The sequence below is a fragment of the Pseudoalteromonas sp. Angola-7 genome (assembly GCF_028599255.1).
Lineage (GTDB): Bacteria > Pseudomonadota > Gammaproteobacteria > Enterobacterales > Alteromonadaceae > Pseudoalteromonas > Pseudoalteromonas atlantica.
This window is the reverse complement of the sequence record NZ_JAQREL010000004.1, coordinates 247,864-272,652: the sequence shown is the minus strand read 5'-3', so window position 1 is coordinate 272,652 and position 24,789 is coordinate 247,864. Positions and strand designations below refer to the sequence as shown.

Below are 24,789 nucleotides of genomic sequence, written 5' to 3'. Positions count from 1 at the left end.
GTCCTTAATGAGAATTTTTAACGCGCATTACTGCAACAGCAGCAACAACAAACGAAGCTGCACCAATTAATAATGCGTAAATAGGCTGATTAGAAAATACGTGGCGTAAAATAAGCCCTAAAACACTGGCGGCAAGTAACTGAGGTATAACTATAAAAAAGTTAAAAATCCCCATATAAACGCCCATTTTGTTACTCGGTAGTGCGTTACTTAACATGGCATACGGGAGTGATAAAATAGACGCCCAAGCAAACCCTACTCCAATCATAGGTATAAGTAACATTTTAGGGTCTTGAATAAACATAAAGCTTGCAAGACCTAACGCGCCCAGCAATAAATTAAAGCAATGCGCGCCTTTTAATCCCATTTTTTTAACTAAAAACGGAATACACATAGCGGCAATTGCGGCAAATCCATTGTAAGCGGCAAATAAAATACCCACCCAGTCTGCGCCATCGTTAAATGCTTTAGAAGTTGCATCACTACTACCATAATGAAAGCTTGTTACTGCAGCGGTGGTATAAATCCACATAGCAAATAAAGTAAACCAGCTAAAAAACTGCACCCAAGCAAGCTGCTTCATGGCCTCTGGCATAGTAAATACATCTTGTACTACTTGGTAAAAACCACCTTGGGTTTTATTCGCACTTTTAAGCGCCGCTGCAATCCACTGCACAATACCAAACGCTAATAAACCACCAGCAAGTAGGTATAATTCTTTTTCAAGGGATAAGCCCATGACTAATGCAAGAGTTGCTAAACCCAGTACCACAAAAATAATGGCACCTTTATTAAAGTTAATATCAACCACTTTGCTTGTAGTAGGTTGAGCGCTTTGCTTTTCAAAAGCCGCTAATTGCTCAGGGCTGTATTCTTTAGTACGTGCTACGGTCCAAAGCACGGCGACAAGTAACACCACCCCGCCCCAATAAAATGAGTATTTAACAGATTCAGGAATTTGCCCTGGGGCTGCGGTATTACTTACATCAAACCAGTTGGTCATCATCCATGGTAGCGCTGAGGCTAACACCGCCCCAATACCAATAAAAAAGCTTTGTAAGCCGTAGCCTGTCGCGCGTTGCTTTTCTGGCAAGTTATCACCAACAAGTGCTCTAAACGGTTCCATGGTTACGTTGATTGACGCATCCATGATCCATAACATACCCGCGGCAATCCAAAGCGTTGGTGAATGCGGCATAATAAATAGTGAAAGCGTTGTTAACACTGCACCTATAAAAAAGAACGGACGACGACGGCCAAAGCGCCCCCACGTTTTATCACTCCAATAGCCTATAATAGGCTGAACAATTAAGCCTGTAAGCGGGGCTGCAACCCATAAAATGGGAATATCATCAACTTGTGCGCCTAATGTTTGAAATATTCGGCTCACATTGCCGTTTTGCAGGGCAAAACCAAATTGTATGCCTAAAAAGCCAAAGCACATGTTCCATATTTGCCAAAAACTTAAATTTGGCTTATCGGTATTATTATTTTGATTATTCATTATTAGCCTTATTTGTTAATACTGCGCTGCTAAATGCATCAAGTGTGAGGTTAAATGTAGCGCCTTGCGGGTGAGCTTTAAGCTCGGTGGTGTGATTTTCAAGTAAATCATTTAATAGCGTATTTTCACTCATTGCACCTAATTGTGCCTTTGATAAATTAACCGTAACTGTTTGTGGCTGCTCACTAAAGTTACTTAACACATACACACTTTGCTGGCCTAAAGAGCGGGTAAAACCAACTACACGTTCACTTCCTACAAGGTTAAGTGCCGACATTTCTCCGCCTACTACAGCAGGTAAACTATTCAGTGACATAACCGCTTTGTAGTAATCACGAAGTGCTACTTGCTCTGCGGTTAAGTTAGCGCCATCAAATTTTCCGTTATTCATCCATGCTTGGTGCGCTGGAACGCCAATGTAGTCAAAAATACTGGTACGTGTCGGCGCTCCAAACCCCGCGTTTTCAGAGCCATCTTCTCCCACATCTTGAGCAAAATATAAAAGTGTTGGCGCGCGGCTAATTAAATTAGAAACAACTAAAGCAGGTTTACCCCACTGGGCATTACCTGCAAAGTCTGGGCTTGCGATTCGTTGCTCATCGTGATTTTCTAAAAAATGCAGCATATGTTGCTCTATATCGAGCACACTTTGATGCGCATCAAAAATACTATTGGCAGGTTGTTTAAGTTGCATTATCGCTTTTAAGGTATCGTAAAAGCCGACTTTATCGTAAAGATAATCCATTTTACCTTGCTGAATATACGCGCGGTACATTAACGGGTTATATACTTCGGCCAATAAAAACGCATCGCTTTTTTGCATTTTTATTGACGAATTTAAAAAGCTCCAAAATTCAACTGGGACCATTTCGGCCATGTCGTATCTAAAGCCATCAACGCCTTTGTCTAGCCAAAAAAGCGCAATGTCTCTAAATTTGTACCAGCTATCTGGTAGCTCTTTATCTTGCCAAAACGCATAATGAGCACGGTAATCCTTGTCTTTGTAATCGTTTGGCAGCTGAGCAAAATCGTTGCTACCATCAGGCTTTACGCCATAATTTACTTTTACTGTTTCGTACCAATCGTTAATGTCGGGTTTTGGTGCACGGGCACCGTTACCTGTCCATTTAGCAGGTGTTTCATCAAAAAAGCCATCCGCAAGTGGGTGAGCCTTTCCACCTAACACGGTATAAGTTGTAGAGGTAGGCACTTGAAATGACTGCCCAGGCACATAATAAAAGTTGTTATTTTTATCGTACGTTTTACTGGTGTCGTCTTGTGCGCCAAAATCCTCTACACCTTTAGGCTTTCCAAGTGATTGATAATTACGGGCAACATGGTTAGGCACTATATCAATAATAACTTTCATACCGTGGCTATGTGTACGTTCAATAAGCTGGCTAAACTCTCCCATGCGGTTTGTTACATTAACGGCTAAATCGGGGTTAACATCGTAGTAATCTTTAATTGCGTACGGTGAACCTGCGCGGCCTTTTACTACATCGGGGTCATCTTGTGAAATGCCGTAGTCGGTATAATCGCCCACTAACGCGTGGTGTAACACACCGGTATACCAAACGTGCGTGGTACCTAGCTCTTTAATACCTTTGAGGGCTGCATCGTTAAAGTCGGCAAATTTACCTACGCCGTTTTGCTCTTTAGTGCCCCATGGCACATTGGCTGTTTCGGTATTACCAAACAAACGGGTAAATACTTGATATACAACCGGCTTGGTAAGCTCATTTTGCGTGTGGGCAGGTGCTTGCTGTTGTTCAGGTTTGTTATTTTCTGAACACCCTGTAGCAATAAGTGCACTACACAGTACTGCGGGTACATAAACTGATTTTTTCATTGTGTGTCTTTTTGTCAGTATTGTTATTAACTTTATACTAAAGATTACTGCAGCAACCATACAGTTGCTGCATACGTATTCAGGTCACTATTGTGGCGTATTTATAACGAGTACCGTTGCGCTCATCGCTGGTAATTCAATGGTTTTGCCAAGCTTTTGTGTTTTTTGAGTAAATAAATTAAATGCTGTTGTGCTGTTAGGCATCACCTCTTGCATATACTCAATATTTTTTTGTAGCGCTTGTGTGTTTTTATTCATAAATACCAACACAGTTTGCTCGTCACTAATACGCGCATAACTATAAACCCCTTGTTGAGGCGTAAAGTGTACAAGCTTTCCTTTATCTAATGCTGAGCTGTTTTTTCTAAAGTTAAGCAGCGTACTGATGGTGTTATGCATCTCTTTTTGCTGCTTTGTTAAGCCCTCTTTGGTAAAGGCATTACGTGTTTGACCTTCAAATCCACCCGGGAAGTCGATTCTAATATCACCATGGTCTTTACTTGGGGTGTTATCTAATAGTACTTCCGTACCGTAATACATTTGCGCTATGCCACGTGTAGTTAAAAACAAGGTCATCGCCATTTTTGTTTTGGCTACATCTTGGCCAAGCTCAGTGTAAACACGGCTCATATCGTGGTTATCGGCAAATACCATAATGTTATTTGTATCAGGGTATAAAAAGTCATTAGCTAACGATTCATATACTTTAACCCAACCCGTGTTCCAGCTTTCATCTTCATTTAGCGCTTGAATTACCGACTCTTGCAACGAAAAGTCCATCACGCTTGGTAAGCTTGATGTATAGCCATCTTGGTTATGCTTGCCACGTTGCCAGTAAGAGGCAATAGCAGGGTTAGACGTCCACTCTTCTCCAACAATATTAAAATCTGGGTACTCTTGCATTATGGCTTTTGTCCAATCACTCAAAAATGCTTTATCTGAATATGAGTAGGTATCAACACGTATGCCGCTTAAATCGGCGTACTCTATCCACCAAATCGTATTTTGAATTAAATATTCACTTAACAGTGGTTGGCGCTGATTTAAATCAGGCATGGTTTCTACAAACCAGCCATCGTTAAACTGGCGCTTGTCGTATTCACTGGCGTGTGGGTCTTGTATGGTTTGGCGCGCATGGCTAGTGGCATTTTTGCCTTTATTAAACTCACCATTAAAGTTAATCCAATCTTTAGTTGGCTTATCGTTAACCCAAGTATGCTCAGAGCCAAAATGGTTAAGGACCATATCCATTACCAGCCCTATACCCTGCTCTTTGGCTTTTACTGATAACGTTTTGTAAAGCTGGTTTGAGCCCATTCGTGGGTCAACCTTATAAAAGTCTGTAATTGCATAACCATGATAAGAATAATTAGGCATGTTGTTTTCAAGCACAGGCGTTAGCCATAGCTGTGTTACGCCTAAATCGTTTAAATAGGGTAGCGCGTTTATAACGCCTTGAATATCACCACCGTGGCGCCCACCTTTTATACTCGGGTTTGCCGCTTCTAACATGCTTGGGACGGTATCGTTTTGTTTATCACCATTAGCAAAGCGATCAGGGTTAATTAAATAAAGCGTATCAGCTGATGTAAACCCTTGACGCTGAGCGCTGTTTTTATCTCGTTTAAGAAGTGGAAACACAAAGTTATTGCTCGTTTCGCTGCTATTAAATTCAAGCGTTCCGGCTTTAGCGGCGTCGGTAATGGTAATATTTAAAAATACATAATTTGGATTGTCGGTACGGGTTACTTTATTTAACTTAACGCCGTTGTATTTAGCTAATTTAATTTGCTCGTTTGCAATGTTTTGCTCATGAACCATGATGGTAATCGTGTTTTTGTTCATGCCAACCCACCAATTAGCTGGCTCAACGTCAAGTGCGTAGCTAATGGTTGGTAAAGTACAGGCACTTACAAGTAAAAGTTTTTTTAAAAGTTGCATCATCAGGCCTTTTTAATTTTTGCTAAAAAATCTTTATGAGTGGGTAATTGATCTACCGTTGAGGTAATAAGCGTTTTTAGTGTTGAGAATAAATCGTTTAGTTGTGCACTACTGAGTGAGTCAACAATGCTGTTGTAATCTTCGGGGATAAGACCTTGGCCAATAAATACCTGTTGCCAGGCAACTTCGGCAAATAATTCGTCGTTTTCTCGCACTACTTTGCCGGTTTGCTTAAATAATTTGAGCTTATGGGCCAATGAGTCAGGAATGTCCATTTGCTTACATTGTCGCCAAAATGGGGAGTCTTCTCGCGCTGTTAGTGTGTAATGCAATATTATAAAATCACGAATGTGCTCTATTTCTATCACGCTTTGCTTATTAAATTCAGTAACTAAAGCTTCGCCTATGCCATTGTGTGGAAACAGCTTTATTAAACGGGTTACGGCACTTTGTATTAAATGAATGCTGGTAGACTCTAACGGCTCTAAAAAGCCACTGGCAAGGCCAACCGATACCACATTTTTATGCCATTGCTTTAACCGCCGTCCTGTTTTAAATTTAATCACCCGCGGCTCAGTCATTGGCTCAGCGGGTAAATTATTTAATAATAACTGCGTTGCCGCATCGTCAGATAAATAACGACTACAGTACACCAAGCCATTACCTATTCGGCTTTGCAGCGGTATTTGCCACTGCCAGCCTGCGCTGTGTGCAATTGAACGCGTATAAGGTTTTAGCTCGCTAGTACCTTGAGACTGCACCGCTACGGCGCTATCACACGGTAAATAATGAGACCAATCGACAAAACCTGTGTTAAGGGTTTGCTCTATGAGTAAGGCGCGCTGGCCTGTAGCGTCTATAAAAAGGTCGCCATTTATCTGCTGTGTGTTACCAAGGGTTAATGATTTTATATTCCCTGATAGAGGGCATTGTTCAACCTGCTCTATTTTGGCATCAATATGCTCAACACCGCGTGATGTTGCGAGCTTTTTTAAAAACTCAGCATATAACGTTGCGTCAAAGTGATACGCATAACTCAAGCCAGGCAATTGTGTATTAGGTAGGGTATTTAAGGGTGCAAATTTATGCTGTTTAGCCGCTTGGTAGTTAAGAGAAAAGTCCCATAAGCTTTCTTCTGCACCGCTAATATGTTCTTTTACCCAAAAATTGTAAAAATCGCAAAAGGGGAAGTCTTTTCCAAATGAGCCAAAAGCATGCATGTAGCTATGAGAGGGGGTTTTCCAATTTTCGAATTCAATTCCTAGTTTTATAGATGCATTGGTAGCGTTTATAAAATCTTGCTCGTTTATACCCAGTGCATTGTTAAGTTGAATAATAGGCGGAATTGTTGCTTCACCCACGCCTATAGTGCCAATAGTACTTGACTCAATAAGGGTTATTTTAATTACTTTACCTAACACTTTATTAAGCAAGGCGGCTGTTATCCACCCTGCCGTGCCCCCGCCTGCGATTACGACGTGTTTTATTGGTTTCATATTATTGTCCACGTTTACAGTTTAAAGCTTTGTTAAGTTTGATAAAATTTAGATAAAGTAGCTATAAAAAAGCCCTTGTAAAACAAATTACAAGGGCTCCTACACACAACCTTTATTATAGCTTGTAGCTAAAGCCTAACAAGTAAGTACGACCGTAATCTTGGTAGTCACGAACTTGTAGCGCGTTATCGCCAGAAAGCGATGTAAACGGCTCTTCTGTTAAGTTTTGAACTTGGAACTGAATTGATAACCCTTCAAGGCTTTCAACACCGGCCTCACTAAAGTCGTAACCAGCTTGAACATCCCAAATTGTTTCGCCTAAGATATCCACTTGCTCGGTATCAAAACCTAGCCCGTATACATCACCTTTAAAGGCACTACGTTTACGCATGCTGGTACGCAGTTGAATACCATTCATTTCGTAGTAAACCGTTAAGCTCTGAATTTTGTCAGACAGACCCGGTAACTCGTACTCATTACCGTTTTGATCTTCAATGTCTGATTCAATACCGGTATGGCTTGCAATTAAACCAAAGCCTTCAAGTGACGGGTGGAAAATTTTAAATGGTAACGCTAGAGATAGCTCGTAACCGTATAGGTCACCGCCGCCGCCATTTACTTTACCACTACCTGTGCCCTCTGATGTTGCAGGAATTTCACCTGTTGATGGATCTGCAACACCCGACATATCAATTTCGTATGTGCCGTCAAAAATCCACTGCGTTAAGTCTTTATAGAAAAATGCAGCAGAGAAGTAACCTTCATCACTAAAGTAGTTTTCGTACGTTAAGTCGTAACCAGTTGCTTCTTTTGGCTCTAAATTAGGATTACCACCGGATACAGACCAGTAGTTACCATTTTCATCCTGTGTAGTATTGTAAGATGCGTCAATAGATGCATTCATTTCGTCTAAACGTGCACGAGAGATTGTTTTAGCCGCACCAAAGCGAACTGTTTGTTGCTCATCAATCGCAAGTGATAAGTTTAAGCTTGGTAATACGTGTGAGTAATCGTGGCTAATATTGGTAGGTGATGCCACCACAATATCATCAACAGTGTTAAATGCATTACCCTGCGATGACTGGTCGGTATGAACATAACGTACACCAACATTACCTGTAAGTGCTAAGCCGCTTACTTCGGCATTAATATTAGCCTGTGCAAATACTGAGGTAATTTCTTCTTTTACCGTCCAGGATTTTGTTAAATGGCTCGTATTCGTTAAGCTTTCATCTAACAAGCTGTAGTAACCGTCATTTACTAACCCATTAACATCGTAAGCAATCATGTCACCCATGCCAATAAAGCCTAGATCAACGCTACCCATGCGATATTGCTCTGGCACAGCTAGCATGCCAGGATTATCAAGCGAAAAGCCAGATAACGTCATAAAGAAACCTTGCGAATCTTTTGTTTTTTCACGCTCTTTATAAGACATACCAAATTCAATTGAGCTGAAGTATTCGTTTTCTAATACTTTTGATGCAGCTAGCTTTAACGTAGACAGCTCATCTTCAATCGTTGGTGCATTTATGAATCCATCCTGTGCCTGATCTTTATAACCGGAAATGTCATTTCCATCAGCATCAATTAAACCATATTGATTATTTAAGGCCTTACTTGCGCCCCACGATAATGGACCACCTAATTGAATAAGGCTGTAATCACTATAATCTAAGTCATGAGTAAACGTAGCACCTGTATTACTACCATTAAAGGTGTAACCTAAATTATCTGCAACACCACGTGAATCACCGCGCCCTGTACCTGAGTAACTTTCAAGGCTCCACACTTTACGATCTACATGCGAGTAACTTGCATCAAATTCAACTGACCATGAATCGTCAATATCGTATTTAGTATTAAAACCAAACGCGGTTAATTCTGCTTCACGCTCTTCGTAGTCATTACGAACAACAACTCGTTGACCTTCGGTAACGGCACTCGTAATAAAACCAGATTCCTGATCTATTACGAATGAGTCTTCGTCCCGTGCACCTTGCCCCCATGCAAATGGAATTTCGATACCACGTAAGATTTTTTCATCTGTAAAATCTACATATAATGCATCAAACGTCATATTTAGTTTGTCAGTCGGTGCAGCTTCTAGTACGAGCATGGCTGAATCACGTTCAAGTGTCGATGAACGTACAAATGGTTTTGCACCACCTAAAATTGAATATGTTTGGCCACCTACTTCTCTTTCGGGGTAGCCCCAAGCGTTCCAACGTTTTTCTTGGTTTGGTGAGCTCATTGAAGTTAAGGCAAATGCAACACCTATGGTGTCATCAGCAAACTGATCGATGTATGAAATAGTACCGCGGTAACCATCGTCGTTACCGTCTGGGTTTAGTTTATCAAAGCTAGTTTGCTCGTATTGGCCATTAACTTGAAATACACGCTCGCCTTTACTTAAAGGACGCACGGTTTGCATGTTAATAACACCGGCAATACCTTCTGCTTCGATACTTGCGTTTGGTGTTTTATATACCGTAACGCCGCTCATAATTTCTGATGGGTAAAGGTCAAACTCTACGCCGCGGTTATCACCAATAGATACCTGTTCACGGCCGTTAAATGTAGTACCACTTTCGTTTTCACCAAAACCACGAATTGATACTCTGCTTGCGCGACCATCTAAACGCTGCGCTGTTAAACCAGGTAAGCGTGCAATAGACTCAGCAATTGATGAGTCAGGTAGTTTACCTATATCTTCTGCAGAGATAGATTCTACAACCTGTGTAGAAAAGCGTTTTGTGTTGATAGATTCAACAACACTGCCACGAAAGCCTTTTACTTCGATAACCTCAACGTCATCATTTTTAACTGTATCTTCTTGCGCTGCTACAGAGGTAAAGCTTGCTAAACCTGCAGTTGCTAATGCCAAAGTTAATATACTTGGTTTGAACATAGACATGATGTTTTTCCCGTTACCCATATTGTGATACCCGCTTCTTTATTTGAGTGATAGTCAAACAGGCGAGCTAATTTTGTTGTCAGCATCAATATTAACGCTCGAATTATTTTATTAACAACTTTATGCATACGTATTCAGTACTATGCAAAACGCTAAAAGTTAACAATGAGTTCACAAATAAAACTTTAACCTACTGTTTTAAAAAGTTTTATTTTGGTGCAACTTAGTGATTTATTATCATTATAAAAATACATCAATTATTTAACTGAAATTCCTGTGTCATTGTTTGTAAATAGCGTTAATTAAAGGTTTTTTATAAATTTACACGCATATCTTTTGTAAAGATTACCAGGTTAAATTGGTCTGACCAAAGAGTGGAATCACCAAAGCTGTGCAGCCCTTTAAAAATAAGCACCAAAATAGCCAGTTGTTTTAGTTACACATAAATAAACACGATTGGTAAAAGTGCTGCAGCGGTTTTTATGGGTAACTTTCCGCTTAGCTAAAACCGCTTTTATGTAAGTAAATTAGCTGCATACGTATGCAGACTTTTTACAGAGCAGCACCCTTCACGTATGCTTTTTGAAAATTTAGTGATTGTTTCAATCAAACTAATAACAATATAAATACTGTGTGGAACGACGGAGAAAAGCATGGCCCAACAGCAGTGGTATAAAGGTGCGGTTATTTATCAGGTTTACCCGCGAAGCTTTCAAGACAGCAATAACGATGGTATTGGTGATCTTAAAGGGATAATTAATCGCATTGATTACATTAAAAGCTTAGGCGTTGACGCTATTTGGATTTCTCCTTTTTTCAAATCTCCAATGAAAGATTTTGGCTACGACATAAGTGACTATCGCGATATAGACCCCATATTTGGTGATCTAAACGACTTTGATGAGTTAATAGATCAAGCACATAAACGCGACATTAAAATTATTATTGACCAAGTGTTAAGCCATACATCAGACCAACATCAATGGTTTTTAGATAGCCGCGAAAACCAAAGCAATGATAAAGCTGACTGGTACGTATGGGCAGATGCTAAAGAAGATGGCACAGCGCCTAATAACTGGTTATCTATTTTTGGTGGCGGTGCTTGGCAATGGGAGCCTCGTCGCGGTCAATACTATTTACATAACTTTTTAACCGAACAGCCTGATTTAAACTTTCATAACCCAGATGTAAGAAAAGCTGTTTTAGAAAATGTAGAGTTTTGGCTTAAAAAAGGTGTAGATGGTTTTAGATTAGACGCTATTAACTTTTGCTACCACGATACACAATTACGTGACAATCCTGCAAAGCCTAAAGATAAACGCCAAGGCCGTGGCTTTAGTGAAGATAACCCATACGCGTTTCAGTACCATTATTATAATAACACCCAGCCAGAAAACATTGAGTTTATGCAAGACATACGTGCACTACTTAATAAATACCCGGGTACTGTATCACTTGGTGAAATTTCATCGGAAGATTCATTGGCAACAATGGCAGAATATACCCAAGGCGGTGATAAGCTGCATATGGGCTATAGTTTTGAGCTACTCACTGATGATTATTCAAGTGAATACATAAGAGAAACCGTACAGACTCTAGAGCAACGCATGACTGAAGGTTGGCCGTGCTGGGCGTTTAGCAACCATGATGTAGAGCGTGTTGCGAGCCGCTGGAGCCAAAATGGTGAAATAAACCCAGCACAATGCAAAATGCTTACAGCTTTATTAGCTTCTTTGCGTGGTAGCGTATGTATGTACCAAGGTGAAGAGCTGGGGCTAGGTGAAGCCTCTGTAGCATTTGAAGACCTACAAGACCCATACGGCATTACCTTTTGGCCAAACTTTAAAGGTCGCGACGGCTGTAGAACGCCAATGCCATGGGAAGGTAACAACACACAAAACGCAGGATTTAGTGCTGCTAAACCCTGGTTACCAGTTGATAGCGCGCATACGCAGCAGGCTGTGTCTGTACAAGATAAAGATGCAAACTCTATACTTAATGCCTACCGTGAGTTTATGGCATGGCGTAAACAGCATACTGTGTTATTAGCAGGCGATATTAAGTTTATTGATACTGCTGAGCCTATCCTCGCTTTTTACAGAACGCTAAACGAGCAAACTATGTTATGTGTGTTTAACTTAGCTGGTAGCAATCAAACATTTGAGTTGACTAAAACAGTGACTGAGGCGCATGACTCACTATCTCATTGTAATGCTACTTTAGATGGTAATAAGCTAAACATGAAAGGTTTTGGCTGTTACTTTGCTTTTGTAAAATAAGAATGCCCTGACGTATGATGCTCAAATAGTGGGGCTGATATAGCCGGTATTAAGACGAAATACCGGCCACCAAACCATTAACTTAACCTTTCTAATGTGATTGTGTTTTACTATTTAAATAATCAGTGAGCGCAAATAATACGCCAGAGCTTACAAAGGTGATATGGATAATCACTTTCCAAAATAGCTCATCACTTGAATGAATATTAGAATTAATAAATACCTTTAAAAGCTCAACCGCAGATATGGCAACAATTGCGCTAATAAGCTTCATTTTTAAGCCAGAGAAACCAACTTTTCCCATCCATGACGGCCTATCTTCGTGGCCCTCAATATTAAGCTTTGAAACAAAGTTCTCATAACCACTAAAAATAATAATAAGTAATAAACCAGCCAGTAAAGCGGTATCAACGAGGGTAAGTATACCCACCAATAACTCTTGGTTTGTTGCACTAAAAGTGGCAATGCCCATTAAATAAAGTTGCTTAAAAAACTTTATTAATAGCAATATTACAGCAAATAGTAGGCCTACAAAAAACGGGGCTAATAACCAGCGCCCTTTAAATATAAACGACTCTAAGCCCTGCTCTACTTTGTGTATTTTACGAGGCGTACTGGTTGGTTTTGCTTGGTGTTCTGTCATTAACTTATCTTTTTATAAAAAAGCGACCTTAGCTTATAATTTATTACAACACAATTACTTATATAATTATTTAAGCGTAATTTACTCATCTTGACGATAAAAATTTTTCGTTATCTTTTATTTTAATTTCGATTAAAAATCACTACACCAACAGAGTTGTTCTGCATTGGGCACTATTTAAATACAGCTTTAAAATGTATTTAAATCGTAAAACCATTTATTTAGGAATCAACAAATGAATAAAGCATTGCTAGCATTAATAGTTGCACCACTTTTTGCTGTATCTGCAACGGTTGCAATCGCAGACGATGCACCAGTAGCTTCTGCACAAACAATTAAAGAATACACAGATATGTGTGTAAATTGGGCTAAAGATGATGATGTAAGTAACGATGATCTATTTGGCTATGTTCTTCAATGCGTTAATGATGAATTAGAGTCTGAAGGCTACAAAAAAGTATCTACTGTACAAATCTAAATAATAAGAAATATGCGGCTAATAAAGCCATTGCGACGCATATAATCATAAAAAAACCGGAATGACACAAGCTGTGCATTCCGGTTTTTATTTGTCTTAGGCTAAATAAATTTTAAGGTTTATTCAGCTTCTTTTTTTGCTTTAGGTTTAGCAGGCGATTTTTTTGCAGCCGCTTTCTTTTTAGGCGCTGCTTTTTTCTTCGCTTCTTCTACCCATTTACCCGCTTCGTAGTGAGCAGTCCAGCCTGTGGCTTTTCCGTCAACTTCAGTCATCACGTATTGCGCTTTATTTTTACGGCTATAACGTACTACGGCTAAATTACCATCAGGATCTTTTTCTGGCGCATCAGCTAAGTAATAAAACTTAGGTGAAATACGCTCTCTAAAACGCTTTAGCTCAGCCACTTTAGGCGCGCGCGTCTCGCGTGATTTAGGGAAGGTGTTAGCCGCCAAGAAAATACCTGCAGCCCCGTCACGTAAAACAAAATAAGCTTCTGACTTTTCACATTCAAGTTCAGGTATGTGCACAGGATCTTCTTTTGGTGGCGCAGCTTCGCCGTTTTTAAGTAACTTACGCGTATTTTTACACTCTTCGTTGTTACAGCCAAAATACTTACCAAAACGGCCCGATTTAAGCTCCATGTCTGAGCCACATTTATCACATTCGATAATAGGCCCATCGTATCCTTTAATTTTAAAGGTACCTTGCTCAACGATATACCCTTCACATGCAGGGTTATTACCACAAACATGTAATTTACGGGTTTCGTCTATTAGGTAAGAGTCCATAGCCGTTTCACAGATTGGACAGCGCTTCATTTGCATTAATGTTTCAGTTTCAATGTCTTCAACATCTGCCGCAACCGCTTCATCCCCTGATACTAGGTTCATAGTGGTTGTACAACGCTCTTTAGGCGGTAAGTTATAACCTGTACACCCTAAAAACACCCCTGTAGATGCCGTGCGAATACCCATTTTTCTGCCACACGTAGGGCAGTCAATGTCGGTTTCGACCATTTGATTAAGGCGCATTCCGCCTTGCTCTGGCTCATCTTTGGCTATGTTTAATTGCGTAGAAAAATCAGCATAAAACTTATCAAGCACTTGGGTCCATACACGCTCGCCTTCGGCGATATCATCTAAACGACCTTCCATTTTTGCTGTAAAGTCAAAGTTCATTAAATCAGTGAAGTTTTCAACCAAACGGTCGGTAACAATTTCGCCCATTTTTTCAGCGAAAAAACGACGGTTTTCTACCCGTACATAACCACGGTCTTGAATTGTTGAAATAATTGATGCGTACGTAGATGGACGACCAATACCACGTTTTTCAAGCTCTTTTACTAAACTTGCTTCACTAAAGCGCGCTGGCGGTTTAGTAAAATGCTGCTTAGGGTCAACCTCAATTAAACTAAGTACTTCACCTTCTTTTACTGCTGGCAGCGATTGATCTTCTTCATTCTTTTTACGTACCGCAGGTTGCACTTTTGTCCAACCATCAAAGCGAAGTACTCGCCCTTTTGCTTTTAGTTGAAACTCATCAGCGGCCACAGTAAGCGTTGTTAAGTCGTACTCTGCAGGTACCATTTGACAGGCAACAAACTGACGCCAAATTAATTCGTACAGTTTTTTGGCATCGGCATCAACACCTTCAACATGCCCAGAAAGTACAGTGACACTTGAGGGACGGATCGCTTCGTGCGCTTCTTGCGCGTTGCCTTTAGAGCTGTAGCTAATTGGGTCTTTAGGTAAGTACTTTGCGCCAAACTCTTGGGTTACATAATCACGACACATTTCAACTGCATCTTTTGACAGATTAGTTGAATCGGTACGCATATAAGTAATGTAACCGCCTTCGTAGAGGCGTTGTGCAAGCATCATTGTTTTTTTAACGCCATAGCCTAAACGTGTACTGGCGGCTTGTTGCATGGTTGAAGTAATAAAAGGCGCACTTGGGCGGCTTTTGCTTGGTTTTTCTTCAACACTTATTACTTTATATTCGGCTGTCTCAAGGCTCTTAACTGCGGCTGTAGCCTGAGCCTCATTTACCGGCTTAAATGGCTTGTCTGCTTGTTTGGTGACTTCTAAGCGTAATTGTGACTCAGTATTTTTAACATCGGCGTGTATATCCCAAAACTCTTCTGGAATAAACGCTTTGATTTCACGTTCGCGCTCTACTAATAAACGTACCGCAACCGATTGCACACGCCCAGCAGAAAGCCCGCGCGCTACTTTAGCCCATAATAATGGCGATACCATAAAGCCAACTACACGGTCTAAGAAGCGGCGTGTTTGTTGTGCATATACCATGTCGGTATTTAGTTCACCAGGTGTTTCAAACGCTTGTTGAATCGCATTTTTTGTAATTTCGTTAAATACAACGCGTTTATATTTTTCAGGCTCACCACCAATAATTTCTTGAAGGTGCCAAGCAATTGCTTCCCCTTCTCTATCCAAATCCGTTGCGAGATAAACTTGGTCTGCATTTTCGGCCAGCTTTTTTAACTCTTGAACTACTTTCTCTTTACCTGGCAAAATTTCGTAATGTGGCTCCCACCCTTTTTCAGGATCAATACCCATACGTGCAACTAAGTTAGTGTAATCTCGTTGCTGTTTATACGCTGCCTTTTCTTCAGGCTCCATTTTACGAACTTCAGCTGGCGTTTTAGTCGCCGGTACTTTAGCTTTGTTCGAACCTGAAGTAGGTAAATCACGCACATGTCCAATACTGGACTTTACGATGAAGTCTTTACCTAAGTATTTATTAATTGTTTTAGCCTTAGCAGGTGACTCTACAATTACTAGCGATTTGCCCATAGTTGCCTATTTCTAACCAAATATTTAAATGTGTTTTGCCGACATAAACGGCGCGAATATTTATAGGTATATCTACAAACACCTATTGTTACAAGCTTTTAATACAAACTTTTCAGTATTTACTGAATAAACAAACAATTTTTGTTGTTAAATTATACAAACCGGTGTTTTTAAAATAATTGCTGTGGAATATATAGAACACAAATAAAAAAGCCAACCTTAAGGTTGGCATTTTTTACATTCTACCGATTATAAATCGTCGGTTACGCTAACAGAAAGCGTACTTTCTAACCCAGAAGGCGCTTCGGCAGTAATGGTTAAAATACCACTAAACTGCTCATTTCCTCCATCTAAGTCTTCACGCGTAATACCAAACGATAAACCAACTGGCACAATACTTGTTGTATTAGGGTAAGTGTAATTATCACTACCTGTTAAAATACCGTTGTCTGTGTCAATAGAAATGGTTGTTTCAGCAGGCATTGGGTTGTTATATATATCTGCTATAAATACCATAAGCCCTAGGCTAGCAGTGCCTGATGCAGTTTGTGTTAAATCTATTGCATCAACCTGACACATTATTGCGCTAGTGGGATCGTTTTGCACACGGCGAACAAGTGGACTTGCAGGGTCGCTGTTTACACGTACCTCTGAAGCGGTTGCACCCGCGATAGCAGAACAATCATCCGCGTATGTAACTAGCCTAAAGAATGCAGTATCACCCGACATTACGATTTCTTGGTTTTGAAATACATTAACCATTTGACGACTACAAATACCTGCTGCTTCGTCTTCTTCACGACACAGTAAGCCGTTGTATAGGCCGTTTTCTGTGGTCCATGTACCATTGCCATCAAAATCGACAAATTCTTCAAACTCATCACCGGTTGAGTTATCGCGTGAACAGGGGTCGGTACCATCATTACAGTCTTTACCGCCATAGGTGCCATCTTCATTGTTATCGATAAAGGCTTCTGGGATATCAAATAAATCATCAAAAAAATCTTCACTGTCAAAGTAGCCGTTGCCATTTAAATCAGAGAACGTTTCTTCACCAATTGCATAAGCATGTACAGTCGCGCGCCCACCTAACGGTAAATCTACCGTTAAGTCATTATTTAAAATTCCTAATGGGCATGGTAAGCCACCATCACACTTTTGCGTAATGGTATTTTCATACATAGAGTCAGTAAACGGGCGTGGGTTACTGCTGGTCCACGTTACGCTACACGTACCATTGGTTGTTGTACAACTTGGCTCTATTACGCCCCCTTCTGTGATAAAGCTAACAGCTGTTCCATCTGGCACAGGGTTGTTAAAGTGATCAGCTAGGCGAGCATTAACCGATACGGTATTACCATCAACATTTAACGCATGAGGGTTAAATATAGAACGCGATAGCGAAAAGCTATTTTGATCAGCAATACCTGTACTAATTACAAGAATATCTGAAGGGGCGGTTACAATAACCGTATCGCCATCTACGTCTTCTTCGCTAGAAGCGATAACACGCACAGGCGTAGCAGTTGAGCCCGATTGAACTGAGGTAGTCACTTCACCGCTGGCATTAGTAATTGCACTGGCTGTGCCTAACGTTATACCACCGACTGCCGTTGACAGCTCAAAGTTAACCGTTCTTGAAGCTAAATCATTGCCATTTGAATCCACAAGTTTAAATGTTACTTCAGAGATTTCAGTTCTGTCAGCACCACCCGTACCTTTTAATGCAATTACTGGCTCAGTCACTTCTACAAATTGTAAAAAGCCAATATTGGCAGGTGATACATTTATAGTAGTACTAGCAGAAACCGTATCGCCACCGGTGATCACGGTAGCCGTAATTATGTCGCCACCCACACAAGTAAGCGGACGGTATGTAGAGCGTGCAAAGCCGCCAATGCTGGTTACTGTTTCGTCTATAAGTGCTTGGCCAGAGCCAACACAACCAGATGAAAATTCAACAGTAAGTGGTGTGGTATATAGCTCACCGTCTTTTGAGATTTCAATTGAGATAAGTGCTGTTGCACCTGCAGCTAATAGTTCATCGTCTGCAACCGAGCTGCTAATAGCAATTTCAACATCTACAGCAGCAATTTGAAATGCCTTAGTTAAATCGCTATCGAGCACTGACACAGTAATTTCACCGGCGCCTACATCTTGACCAGGAACTATATCTAAAAGTGCGATACCATTTGCATCGGTAATAGCCGTGCCAGTTGAAGGTGTAATTGAGCCAATTGTTGTACTCGCTGTTACTAGGGTCTGCGTAAGAGGAGTTGTCGAATTCTCGTTAGTCACTTCGATATAAAGAATCGCCGTTGAATCACCTGAGATACTAGTTACTAGATCACACTGGCTTGCATCTCTTTGAGATTTAAAGTCTGCTGGACAATTTTCTAGGATTGAAAAACTAATATCTGCAGTACTTTGGTCTGGATTTACAGCATCACCTTTTGTATAAAAACCCAGCGTTTGCTCAACACCTTCGTACTGGGCTGTTATAACGCCTGCACCTTCTACAGTACCCGAAGTTAAGTTAATTGATGCAACACCACTCTCATTCGTTAGTGCAGTACCAATACTTGGGATTAAATTACCTAAAGTTGATGAGAAGTTTACAACTGCCCCTTCAACTTCAACGCCATCTCCGTCAAGAATAGTTGCTTTAACAACTGCGCTATCTGCGGCGCTGATTGTGCTAATTTCTGATAACGTCGTTGAAGAGGTAAGACTTAAACCGATAGAAAAGTCTAATGATTCACCTTGAATGGGCGCATCCCCTTCAGTTGTAAATGTAAAACCTTCAGAGCTATAAACAGTATTTTCGTTATCGGTGTAGGTGGCCACAATAGAGCCAGCCCCAGCTTCAGTCCCTGCAAGCAAGCTAATTGTAGCAATGCCTTGATCGTTTGTTAAAGCTGTACCATTTGTAGGATTTATACTCCCTAAACCAGTAAGTACAAACTCAATTAATTGGTAAGCAGCGGGTTCATTATCAATTAATAGTTCAACCTGCGCGGTAACAGGGTTTAAATAATCAACACTTCGAGTCGTAGCCCCAGATGAATCAACAAGCGTTACACTCAATTGTGGATCTGTTGATTGTGCGCCATCCGACTCAAATGCAAACGTATCGGTGTAACTTTCGCCATCTACTGTATAGGTTGCTGTTACTTCACCAGCTCCTGCATTTTCACCCGCGGTAAGTTCCAGTATCGCTATACCATCTGATTGGGTTAACGCTGTACCTGCTGTAGGGTTTAGTTCACCAATTGAGTCAGCAAGGGTAAAAGTAATACGCTCACCTGACACTGCATCGCCATCTTCATCTTCTAAAGTAGCTCTAAGCTCTAAAGGAGCAGCCGCTGTGACCGTGTTTGACTCAGTGTCACTAGATTGTAAGTAACCTTTTAAAGTTACCGTGTAAGTGGATGTTTCTGTAGTAGAATCGTCATCATCTCCGATGGTGCCGTCTTTTTCGATTGTTCCACCACCACCACAAGCGCAAAGCAAAATGCTAAATAGTGTAATGCTGAGTAGTCGCGTTAAAGGCATGGACCTCTCCCTAGCGTTGTTATTATTTACTAATAGTTGTTTACCTAATATTAACCTATAACTTAGTCTAATATCACAGTTTTTTGTCACTTTTTTATGTAAATAATTCCGCAAAGGGTATTTTTTTCTGTAGTAAATATTTCCTTACTGGTAGTCTATGGCAAATTTGAAAAAATAGATTAGGGAATATGTCTAAAATACGTTCAATGAGTTTAACTACCCGTATCATGATTGGCATGGCACTAGGTATTGCAGTAGGCTTTTTATTTCAGGCTATATTAGCTGGTGAAGACGATTATCTAATTCCTCTTGGGTTATTCTCTTTGCCAATTAAAGCTTTTTTTGTAGATGGCCTTTTCCATGTTGGCGGACAAATTTTTATTGCCAGCTTAAAAATGTTGGTTGTGCCGCTGGTATTTGTATCACTTGTATGTGGTACGTGTAGCTTAAGCGATCCTAAAAAATTAGGCCGTTTAGGTGGTAAATCGATTGGCTTATATTTAGTTACAACTGCCGTGGCAATTACCGTAGCTATTTCACTGGCGTTATTATTTAATCCAGGTCAAGGCATTGCACTGCCATCAGATGCAAGCTTTAATGCTAAAGAAGCCCCTACCTTAGCGCGAGTGATTATCGATATGTTCCCTACTAACCCATTCGAAGCGATGGCTAAAGGGAACATGCTGCAAGTTATTGTGTTTGCGCTTTTATTTGGTGTATCAATGGCGCTAAGTGGCAAAGCAGGTAAACGTGTAGCCGCAGTATTTGAAGATTTAAACACGGTTATTTTAAAACTAGTAACGCTACTTATGAACATTGCACCTTACGGTGTGTTCTTTTTAATGGCTAAACTTTTTACCACTATCGAAATGGGATTAATACTCAGCCTAGCTAAGTACTTCCTTGTAGTAGTGGCGGCGTTATTAATTCACGCGTTTATTAATTACAGTATTATTTTAAAAGTATTAACAGGCCTTAACCCGCTTACCTTTTTAGCTAAAATGAAACATGCGTGTTTATTTGGTTTTAGCACTTCAAGCTCAAGCGCGACTATGCCTATTACACTTGAAACTGCGACCAAAAAACTCGGCGCTAATAACTCGGTTGCCTCTTTTACTATTCCGCTAGGCGCTACCATTAACATGGATGGCACAGCCATTATGCAGGGCGTGGCAACAGTATTTATTGCACAAGTGTTTGCTGTTGATTTAACGATTTCTGATTACTTAATGGTTATTCTAACCGCAACGCTAGCCTCGGTAGGCACTGCGGGTGTGCCTGGTGTGGGTTTAATCATGCTTGCAATGGTACTTAACCAAGTAGGTTTACCAGTAGAAGGGATTGCAATTATTATTGGTGTTGACAGATTACTCGATATGACGCGCACAGCCGTTAATATAACGGGTGACTGTATGGTAACTTGTGTGGTTGCTAAATCAGAAGGTCAATTAGATGAAACAATATTTAACGACCCGAACGCAGCTAAAGACTTAGAAGATTACCACAAATCTACTGAGTAATTATTTAAGCCCATAAAAAAACCCTTGCTATGCAAGGGTTTTTATTACCTTTAATAACGTTTTATGGGTTCATTGCTTTAAAACGCGACATTAAATTAACGCCTGCTTTATTTACAGAGCTACTTAGCCCAATTGCTAACTTATCACTTAACCCTTTCTTAATTTTGTATTTTACTTTGTATATTTGACGCTCAGCTTGTTGCTCTAATAACGCATCATCACTGGTTTTAATTACATCAACTAAGCCCTTTTCAATTGCTTGTGTTGCAAACCAATGCTCACCCGTTGCCACATTATCAATATTAAGTGTTGGCCGTTGGCTGCTTACAAACTCTTTAAATAAACCATGTGTTTGCTCTATTTCATCACGAAACTTTTCGCGGGCTTTATCTGTATTTTCGCCGAACAAGGTTAACGTACGTTTAAATTCGCCTGCTGTAATTTGCTCAAACTCTACATCGTTTTTCTTTAAAATTTTATTAAAGTTAGGTATTTGTGCAATTACACCAATAGAGCCAACTATAGCAAAAGGAGCCGCTAATATTTCATCGGCCACACAGGCCATCATGTAACCGCCACTCGCTGCTACTTTATCAATAGAAACCGAAAGCTTAATACCTGCAGTTTTAAAACGCTGTAATTGCGATGCAGCTAAACCATAGCCATGCACCACGCCGCCCCCACTTTCTAAGCGAACTAATACTTTATCTTTCTCAGGATTAGCAATGGCAATAATTGCGGTCACTTCTTCGCGTAGGCTTTCAACTTCATGAGCGTCCATACTACCTATAAAATCAATAACATATAGGCGTGGCTTCGGCTCATCATTTGCCGCTTTTTTAGACTCGACTTTTTGCGCTTTATGATGCGCCTTTAACTCTTTTTTAGTTAAAGTATTTTCTAAAAAGCTGTGTTTTAAGTCATCTAGTTGCTCAGACAAATCGTCTATTTCTATGGCTCCCTTTTTAGCTTTAGGTTTTACTGCTGAACCCACAATAAGGGTTAAAATAATTGCAATAGCAATAACAAAGGTAACCGTTTTAGCAAAAAACAAACCGTATTCGTATAAAAATTCCAACTGGTCTCTCCATTTATAAATTTAAGCTAATTTATCATGCTTTATAACAAAAAAAAGCCACTAAACAGTGGCTTTTCAAGGTTAATAAGGTTTTTGCTGATTAATCAGTCACAACCTCTGGGTTACTGACTAATAACATACGCCCGCGTGCAGCTAAATAAGTAGCTACTTGGAGCTGCATTTCAGCGTTTGCTGCTGCACTGCCCTCAACAGTTGCCGCTTGGGCATCGTCTTGTGCTGGCGTTAAAATTGAGCCATGGTGCCCTTTTGTAAATTTCACCAAATAACTCGCTGGGGTTTCACTTAGTGCTTGTGAAGTGCTTACTGTTTCAAGCCCCATTAATGTTGCTAACGGAATTGTGCCCGATATAGGGTTATTTGCTGCCGCTGGCGGAATAACTTGGTCTGGTTTGTTATCTGCGCCATCGCCTACAACTACATTAGTGTATACAGGGGTACCTAATGCATTTACCGCTGCTGCGTAATTTGTTGGGTCTCCGCTATCAAGTGCGGTTTGCGCTGCAAAAGCAAACTCGGTCATTACCGCTTGAATGTTAGCAAGTTTTGTAGTTTCCCCTGCCGTAGTAAGTGAGGTTACATACGCCTGATAGCCACAAGTTAAAAACGCTTCCATATCTGGTAATAATGTACCACAGTTTGAAATAGCATCTGCTTGTAAAAACTCGTTAAACTCTTGCGACTCTGCTGTACCAGCTTGCGATAATACAGAGCCTTGAATAAATGGCCCAAACGCAGCCGATTCAAGTAAAAAGCTTGCTATACCGCCACCGCCACTGGCAAGTGCTACCGTGTTTACCTTAAATAATGGGTCAACTGTATCTGCAAGCGGAGTATTAGCCTGAGCTATAAATGCAGGTGCAACAATAGAGCCTAAAGAATGCCCTACATAGGTTACATCTTGTGCGTTAATTGTCGCATCATTAATAAAGTTTAAACCTAAGCGTAAGCCTAATAAATCTGCTGATGATTGACGCAAGCTATCACGAGCCACTAACAACGAGTTTAAGTTCATGTAACTTAGTACTGAGCCCGTCGTCGCATTAAAGTCATCTGTCCCATCGGCATCAACATCTACACCACGCTCACCATGGCGAGGATGGTCAATCGCCGCTGTGGCAAAACCTTGAATTGAAAGTTGTGCAGTTAATGCCAACATGCTTTCTTTGTCGGTTGTTATACCGTGTTGCATAATAACAACTGGCCAGCCAGTTTCTGGCATTTCAATTGGATCAAGACCTTGTGAATCACGAATAAAATTAATAACCGGTAAAATAGGTTTGGTTATTTGCACTGGCACATTCGCCATGCTTTGCACTTTAGGAATTGAGTTATACTTAGTTAAATGGCGCGTAGTGTCTAAACCTAAATCACGCAACTGTCCGTCACTTAACGCAGCACAAAGCCCATCATTATCGCTAATTGGCTCTGCAGGGAAAGCCTCGCCTGCTGCAGCTTTGTAACCTAAAACAGCTACCGCGTTGTCACACATACCTTGCCAATATGTATCATTTAAATCGCTTATTTCAGTGCCTGTTGGGGTGCCTAAATACATAGGTAACATAACGCTACCTTTTAAATATTGCACACCAGAGAACGCATCCGATACGCTAACACCCGCAGCTGCAAATACTTGCTGCACATTTACCATTGCTTGTTCAGGTACACTTACCATTGGTGTTGGTAATGCATCATTTTGTAAGCTAGCTGCCAGTAAGTTTTTAATTGTGCCAAGCACAGGACCTGCTGATTGAATGGTCATAGCAGCAGAAAATATAATATCATCTTTTGTAATATCACCTGAGCTTACAACCACATTCTCATAGCTATTTACTGCCGCTTGAAGACCAAGCTGAGCATCAGTAATCAATGGCGCTTCTTCACTTACAGAAGCGTAAGTAGAAGAAGGCTGAATAGAACGCCCTTGAGAGTCTTTTAATCCAGTGGTTAATACATTTATGTATGAACTTCCTGGTGTAAAAGGTTTTAATGGGATAATAGCAACTGCATCGCCAGAGGCTTGAGAAATAAAGTCTACGCCGTAGGTTAATTCACCTACCAATTTACACGCTGAACCAGCTGTAACAACAGCACATTCTGCATCAGTTAAGCTTGCGCCCATAACCACTTCAAAAATTCTTACTGTACCAGGCGACGCTGCAGAGGTTTCATCAAGCGATACACCTGTAGGGAAAGTTAAATCAATTTTGTAAGGCACTTGCGATGACCAGCCATCTAACGCACCTAGCGCTAATTGCGGATCTGCATAAGCAGTGCGAGGCACAGAGACGTTATCATCGTCTAATTCACCTGGAATATTAATTGTGCCGTCTTGAGTGCCGCTCATTAATAAATCGTTAGGGACAGATAAAACCCCATTCGCAGGGTCAAAGGTCACCGTGGCATTAGGTATTATGGTTGCAGTATCGTTTTTAACATCTTCTAATGTTTCTCCGCCGCCACAACCTGCTAACGCAGCTGTAACCGAGAGTGAGAGTAGCATTTTTTTCATATTGTTGGCTCCGCACATATCTTTATTTTTATAGTGTGTTCGTTCAAAGTAAGTGTGTTTAATCAGTGTAGTAAAGTTAAAACAATGTAATCAGTTTATTAATGAGACATTAGACCAGTTAAACTTAACGTAAAGTTTATAATTCCGCCACCTAAATTTTCAATAAATTCGATTACTTGA

General features: G+C 40.5%; 13 protein-coding genes. 3 read left to right on the top strand and 10 right to left on the bottom strand.

What is annotated here, in order from left to right; translation table 11 throughout:
• Nucleotides 1-4: 4 nt before the first annotated feature.
• The 5 genes from PSH50_RS08285 to PSH50_RS08265 form a co-directional block, all read right to left on the bottom strand.
• Nucleotides 5-1,504 carry an MFS transporter gene (locus PSH50_RS08285; protein ID WP_138685148.1) on the bottom strand — a complete coding sequence of 500 codons (1,500 nt, stop codon included), beginning with the start codon at nucleotides 1,502-1,504 and terminating at the stop codon, nucleotides 5-7.
• On the bottom strand, nucleotides 1,497-3,356 hold the full coding sequence (locus tag PSH50_RS08280; protein WP_273586545.1) for an alpha-amylase family glycosyl hydrolase: 1,860 nt from the start codon (nucleotides 3,354-3,356) through the stop codon (nucleotides 1,497-1,499). The genes PSH50_RS08285 and PSH50_RS08280 overlap by 8 nt, the downstream gene beginning before the upstream one ends.
• Nucleotides 3,357-3,443: 87 nt before the next feature.
• Nucleotides 3,444-5,300 carry a glycoside hydrolase family 13 protein gene (locus PSH50_RS08275; protein ID WP_273609514.1) on the bottom strand — a complete coding sequence of 619 codons (1,857 nt, stop codon included), beginning with the start codon at nucleotides 5,298-5,300 and terminating at the stop codon, nucleotides 3,444-3,446.
• Nucleotides 5,300-6,793: a tryptophan halogenase family protein gene (locus PSH50_RS08270; protein ID WP_273586543.1), complete on the bottom strand. Its 1,494-nt coding sequence runs from the start codon at nucleotides 6,791-6,793 to the stop codon at nucleotides 5,300-5,302. Before PSH50_RS08270 ends, PSH50_RS08275 begins: the two co-directional genes overlap by 1 nt.
• Nucleotides 6,794-6,908: 115 nt before the next feature.
• Nucleotides 6,909-9,710 carry a TonB-dependent receptor gene (locus PSH50_RS08265; protein WP_273586542.1) on the bottom strand — a complete coding sequence of 934 codons (2,802 nt, stop codon included), beginning with the start codon at nucleotides 9,708-9,710 and terminating at the stop codon, nucleotides 6,909-6,911.
• A gap of 653 nt (nucleotides 9,711-10,363) precedes the next feature.
• On the opposite strand from PSH50_RS08265, the gene PSH50_RS08260 reads away from it, so the two are divergent.
• The gene (locus PSH50_RS08260; RefSeq protein WP_273586541.1) at nucleotides 10,364-11,989 is read left to right on the top strand and encodes an alpha-glucosidase family protein; all 1,626 of its coding nucleotides are present in this window, start codon (nucleotides 10,364-10,366) and stop codon (nucleotides 11,987-11,989) included.
• Between the two features lie 91 nt (nucleotides 11,990-12,080).
• Here the strand turns inward: PSH50_RS08260 and PSH50_RS08255 are convergent, their stop codons facing one another.
• Complete coding sequence (locus tag PSH50_RS08255; RefSeq protein ID WP_273586540.1) at nucleotides 12,081-12,632, bottom strand: TIGR00645 family protein; 552 nt, start codon at nucleotides 12,630-12,632, stop codon at nucleotides 12,081-12,083.
• Between the two features lie 235 nt (nucleotides 12,633-12,867).
• Here PSH50_RS08255 and PSH50_RS08250 point away from each other — a divergent pair, with 235 nt between their 5' ends.
• Nucleotides 12,868-13,110 carry a hypothetical protein gene (locus PSH50_RS08250; protein ID WP_004587793.1) on the top strand — a complete coding sequence of 81 codons (243 nt, stop codon included), beginning with the start codon at nucleotides 12,868-12,870 and terminating at the stop codon, nucleotides 13,108-13,110.
• Nucleotides 13,111-13,229: 119 nt separating this feature from the next.
• On the opposite strand, the gene topA is transcribed toward PSH50_RS08250, so the two are convergent.
• Nucleotides 13,230-15,926 carry a type I DNA topoisomerase gene (gene topA, locus PSH50_RS08245; RefSeq protein ID WP_273586539.1) on the bottom strand — a complete coding sequence of 899 codons (2,697 nt, stop codon included), beginning with the start codon at nucleotides 15,924-15,926 and terminating at the stop codon, nucleotides 13,230-13,232.
• A gap of 249 nt (nucleotides 15,927-16,175) precedes the next feature.
• On the bottom strand, nucleotides 16,176-19,481 hold the full coding sequence (locus PSH50_RS08240) for an Ig-like domain-containing protein (protein ID WP_273586538.1): 3,306 nt from the start codon (nucleotides 19,479-19,481) through the stop codon (nucleotides 16,176-16,178).
• 188 nt (nucleotides 19,482-19,669) lie between these two features.
• Between PSH50_RS08240 and PSH50_RS08235 the strand changes: the two genes are divergently transcribed.
• Nucleotides 19,670-21,001, top strand: a complete 1,332-nt coding sequence (locus tag PSH50_RS08235) for a dicarboxylate/amino acid:cation symporter (protein ID WP_004587790.1) — start codon at nucleotides 19,670-19,672, stop codon at nucleotides 20,999-21,001.
• A gap of 61 nt (nucleotides 21,002-21,062) precedes the next feature.
• On the opposite strand, the gene sohB is transcribed toward PSH50_RS08235, so the two are convergent.
• Together sohB and PSH50_RS08225 are read right to left on the bottom strand one after the other, a co-directional pair.
• On the bottom strand, nucleotides 21,063-22,079 hold the full coding sequence (sohB, locus tag PSH50_RS08230; protein ID WP_029772521.1) for a protease SohB: 1,017 nt from the start codon (nucleotides 22,077-22,079) through the stop codon (nucleotides 21,063-21,065).
• Between the two features lie 100 nt (nucleotides 22,080-22,179).
• Entirely contained in the window at nucleotides 22,180-24,609 is a 2,430-nt protein-coding gene (locus PSH50_RS08225; protein ID WP_054982404.1) for a VolA/Pla-1 family phospholipase, read from the bottom strand.
• Nucleotides 24,610-24,789 lie beyond the last annotated feature (180 nt).

What these genes read in the sequence shown, in the direction of transcription:
- PSH50_RS08285 (WP_138685148.1), bottom strand. Translation starts at nt 1,504, where the DNA reads ATGAATAATCAAAATAATAATACCGATAAGCCAAATTTAAGTTTTTGG.
- PSH50_RS08280 (WP_273586545.1), bottom strand. Translation starts at nt 3,356, where the DNA reads ATGAAAAAATCAGTTTATGTACCCGCAGTACTGTGTAGTGCACTTATT.
- PSH50_RS08275 (WP_273609514.1), bottom strand. Translation starts at nt 5,300, where the DNA reads ATGATGCAACTTTTAAAAAAACTTTTACTTGTAAGTGCCTGTACTTTA.
- PSH50_RS08270 (WP_273586543.1), bottom strand. Translation starts at nt 6,793, where the DNA reads ATGAAACCAATAAAACACGTCGTAATCGCAGGCGGGGGCACGGCAGGG.
- PSH50_RS08265 (WP_273586542.1), bottom strand. Translation starts at nt 9,710, where the DNA reads ATGTCTATGTTCAAACCAAGTATATTAACTTTGGCATTAGCAACTGCA.
- PSH50_RS08260 (WP_273586541.1), top strand. Translation starts at nt 10,364, where the DNA reads ATGGCCCAACAGCAGTGGTATAAAGGTGCGGTTATTTATCAGGTTTAC.
- PSH50_RS08255 (WP_273586540.1), bottom strand. Translation starts at nt 12,632, where the DNA reads ATGACAGAACACCAAGCAAAACCAACCAGTACGCCTCGTAAAATACAC.
- PSH50_RS08250 (WP_004587793.1), top strand. Translation starts at nt 12,868, where the DNA reads ATGAATAAAGCATTGCTAGCATTAATAGTTGCACCACTTTTTGCTGTA.
- topA (WP_273586539.1), bottom strand. Translation starts at nt 15,926, where the DNA reads ATGGGCAAATCGCTAGTAATTGTAGAGTCACCTGCTAAGGCTAAAACA.
- PSH50_RS08240 (WP_273586538.1), bottom strand. Translation starts at nt 19,481, where the DNA reads ATGCCTTTAACGCGACTACTCAGCATTACACTATTTAGCATTTTGCTT.
- PSH50_RS08235 (WP_004587790.1), top strand. Translation starts at nt 19,670, where the DNA reads ATGTCTAAAATACGTTCAATGAGTTTAACTACCCGTATCATGATTGGC.
- PSH50_RS08225 (WP_054982404.1), bottom strand. Translation starts at nt 24,609, where the DNA reads ATGAAAAAAATGCTACTCTCACTCTCGGTTACAGCTGCGTTAGCAGGT.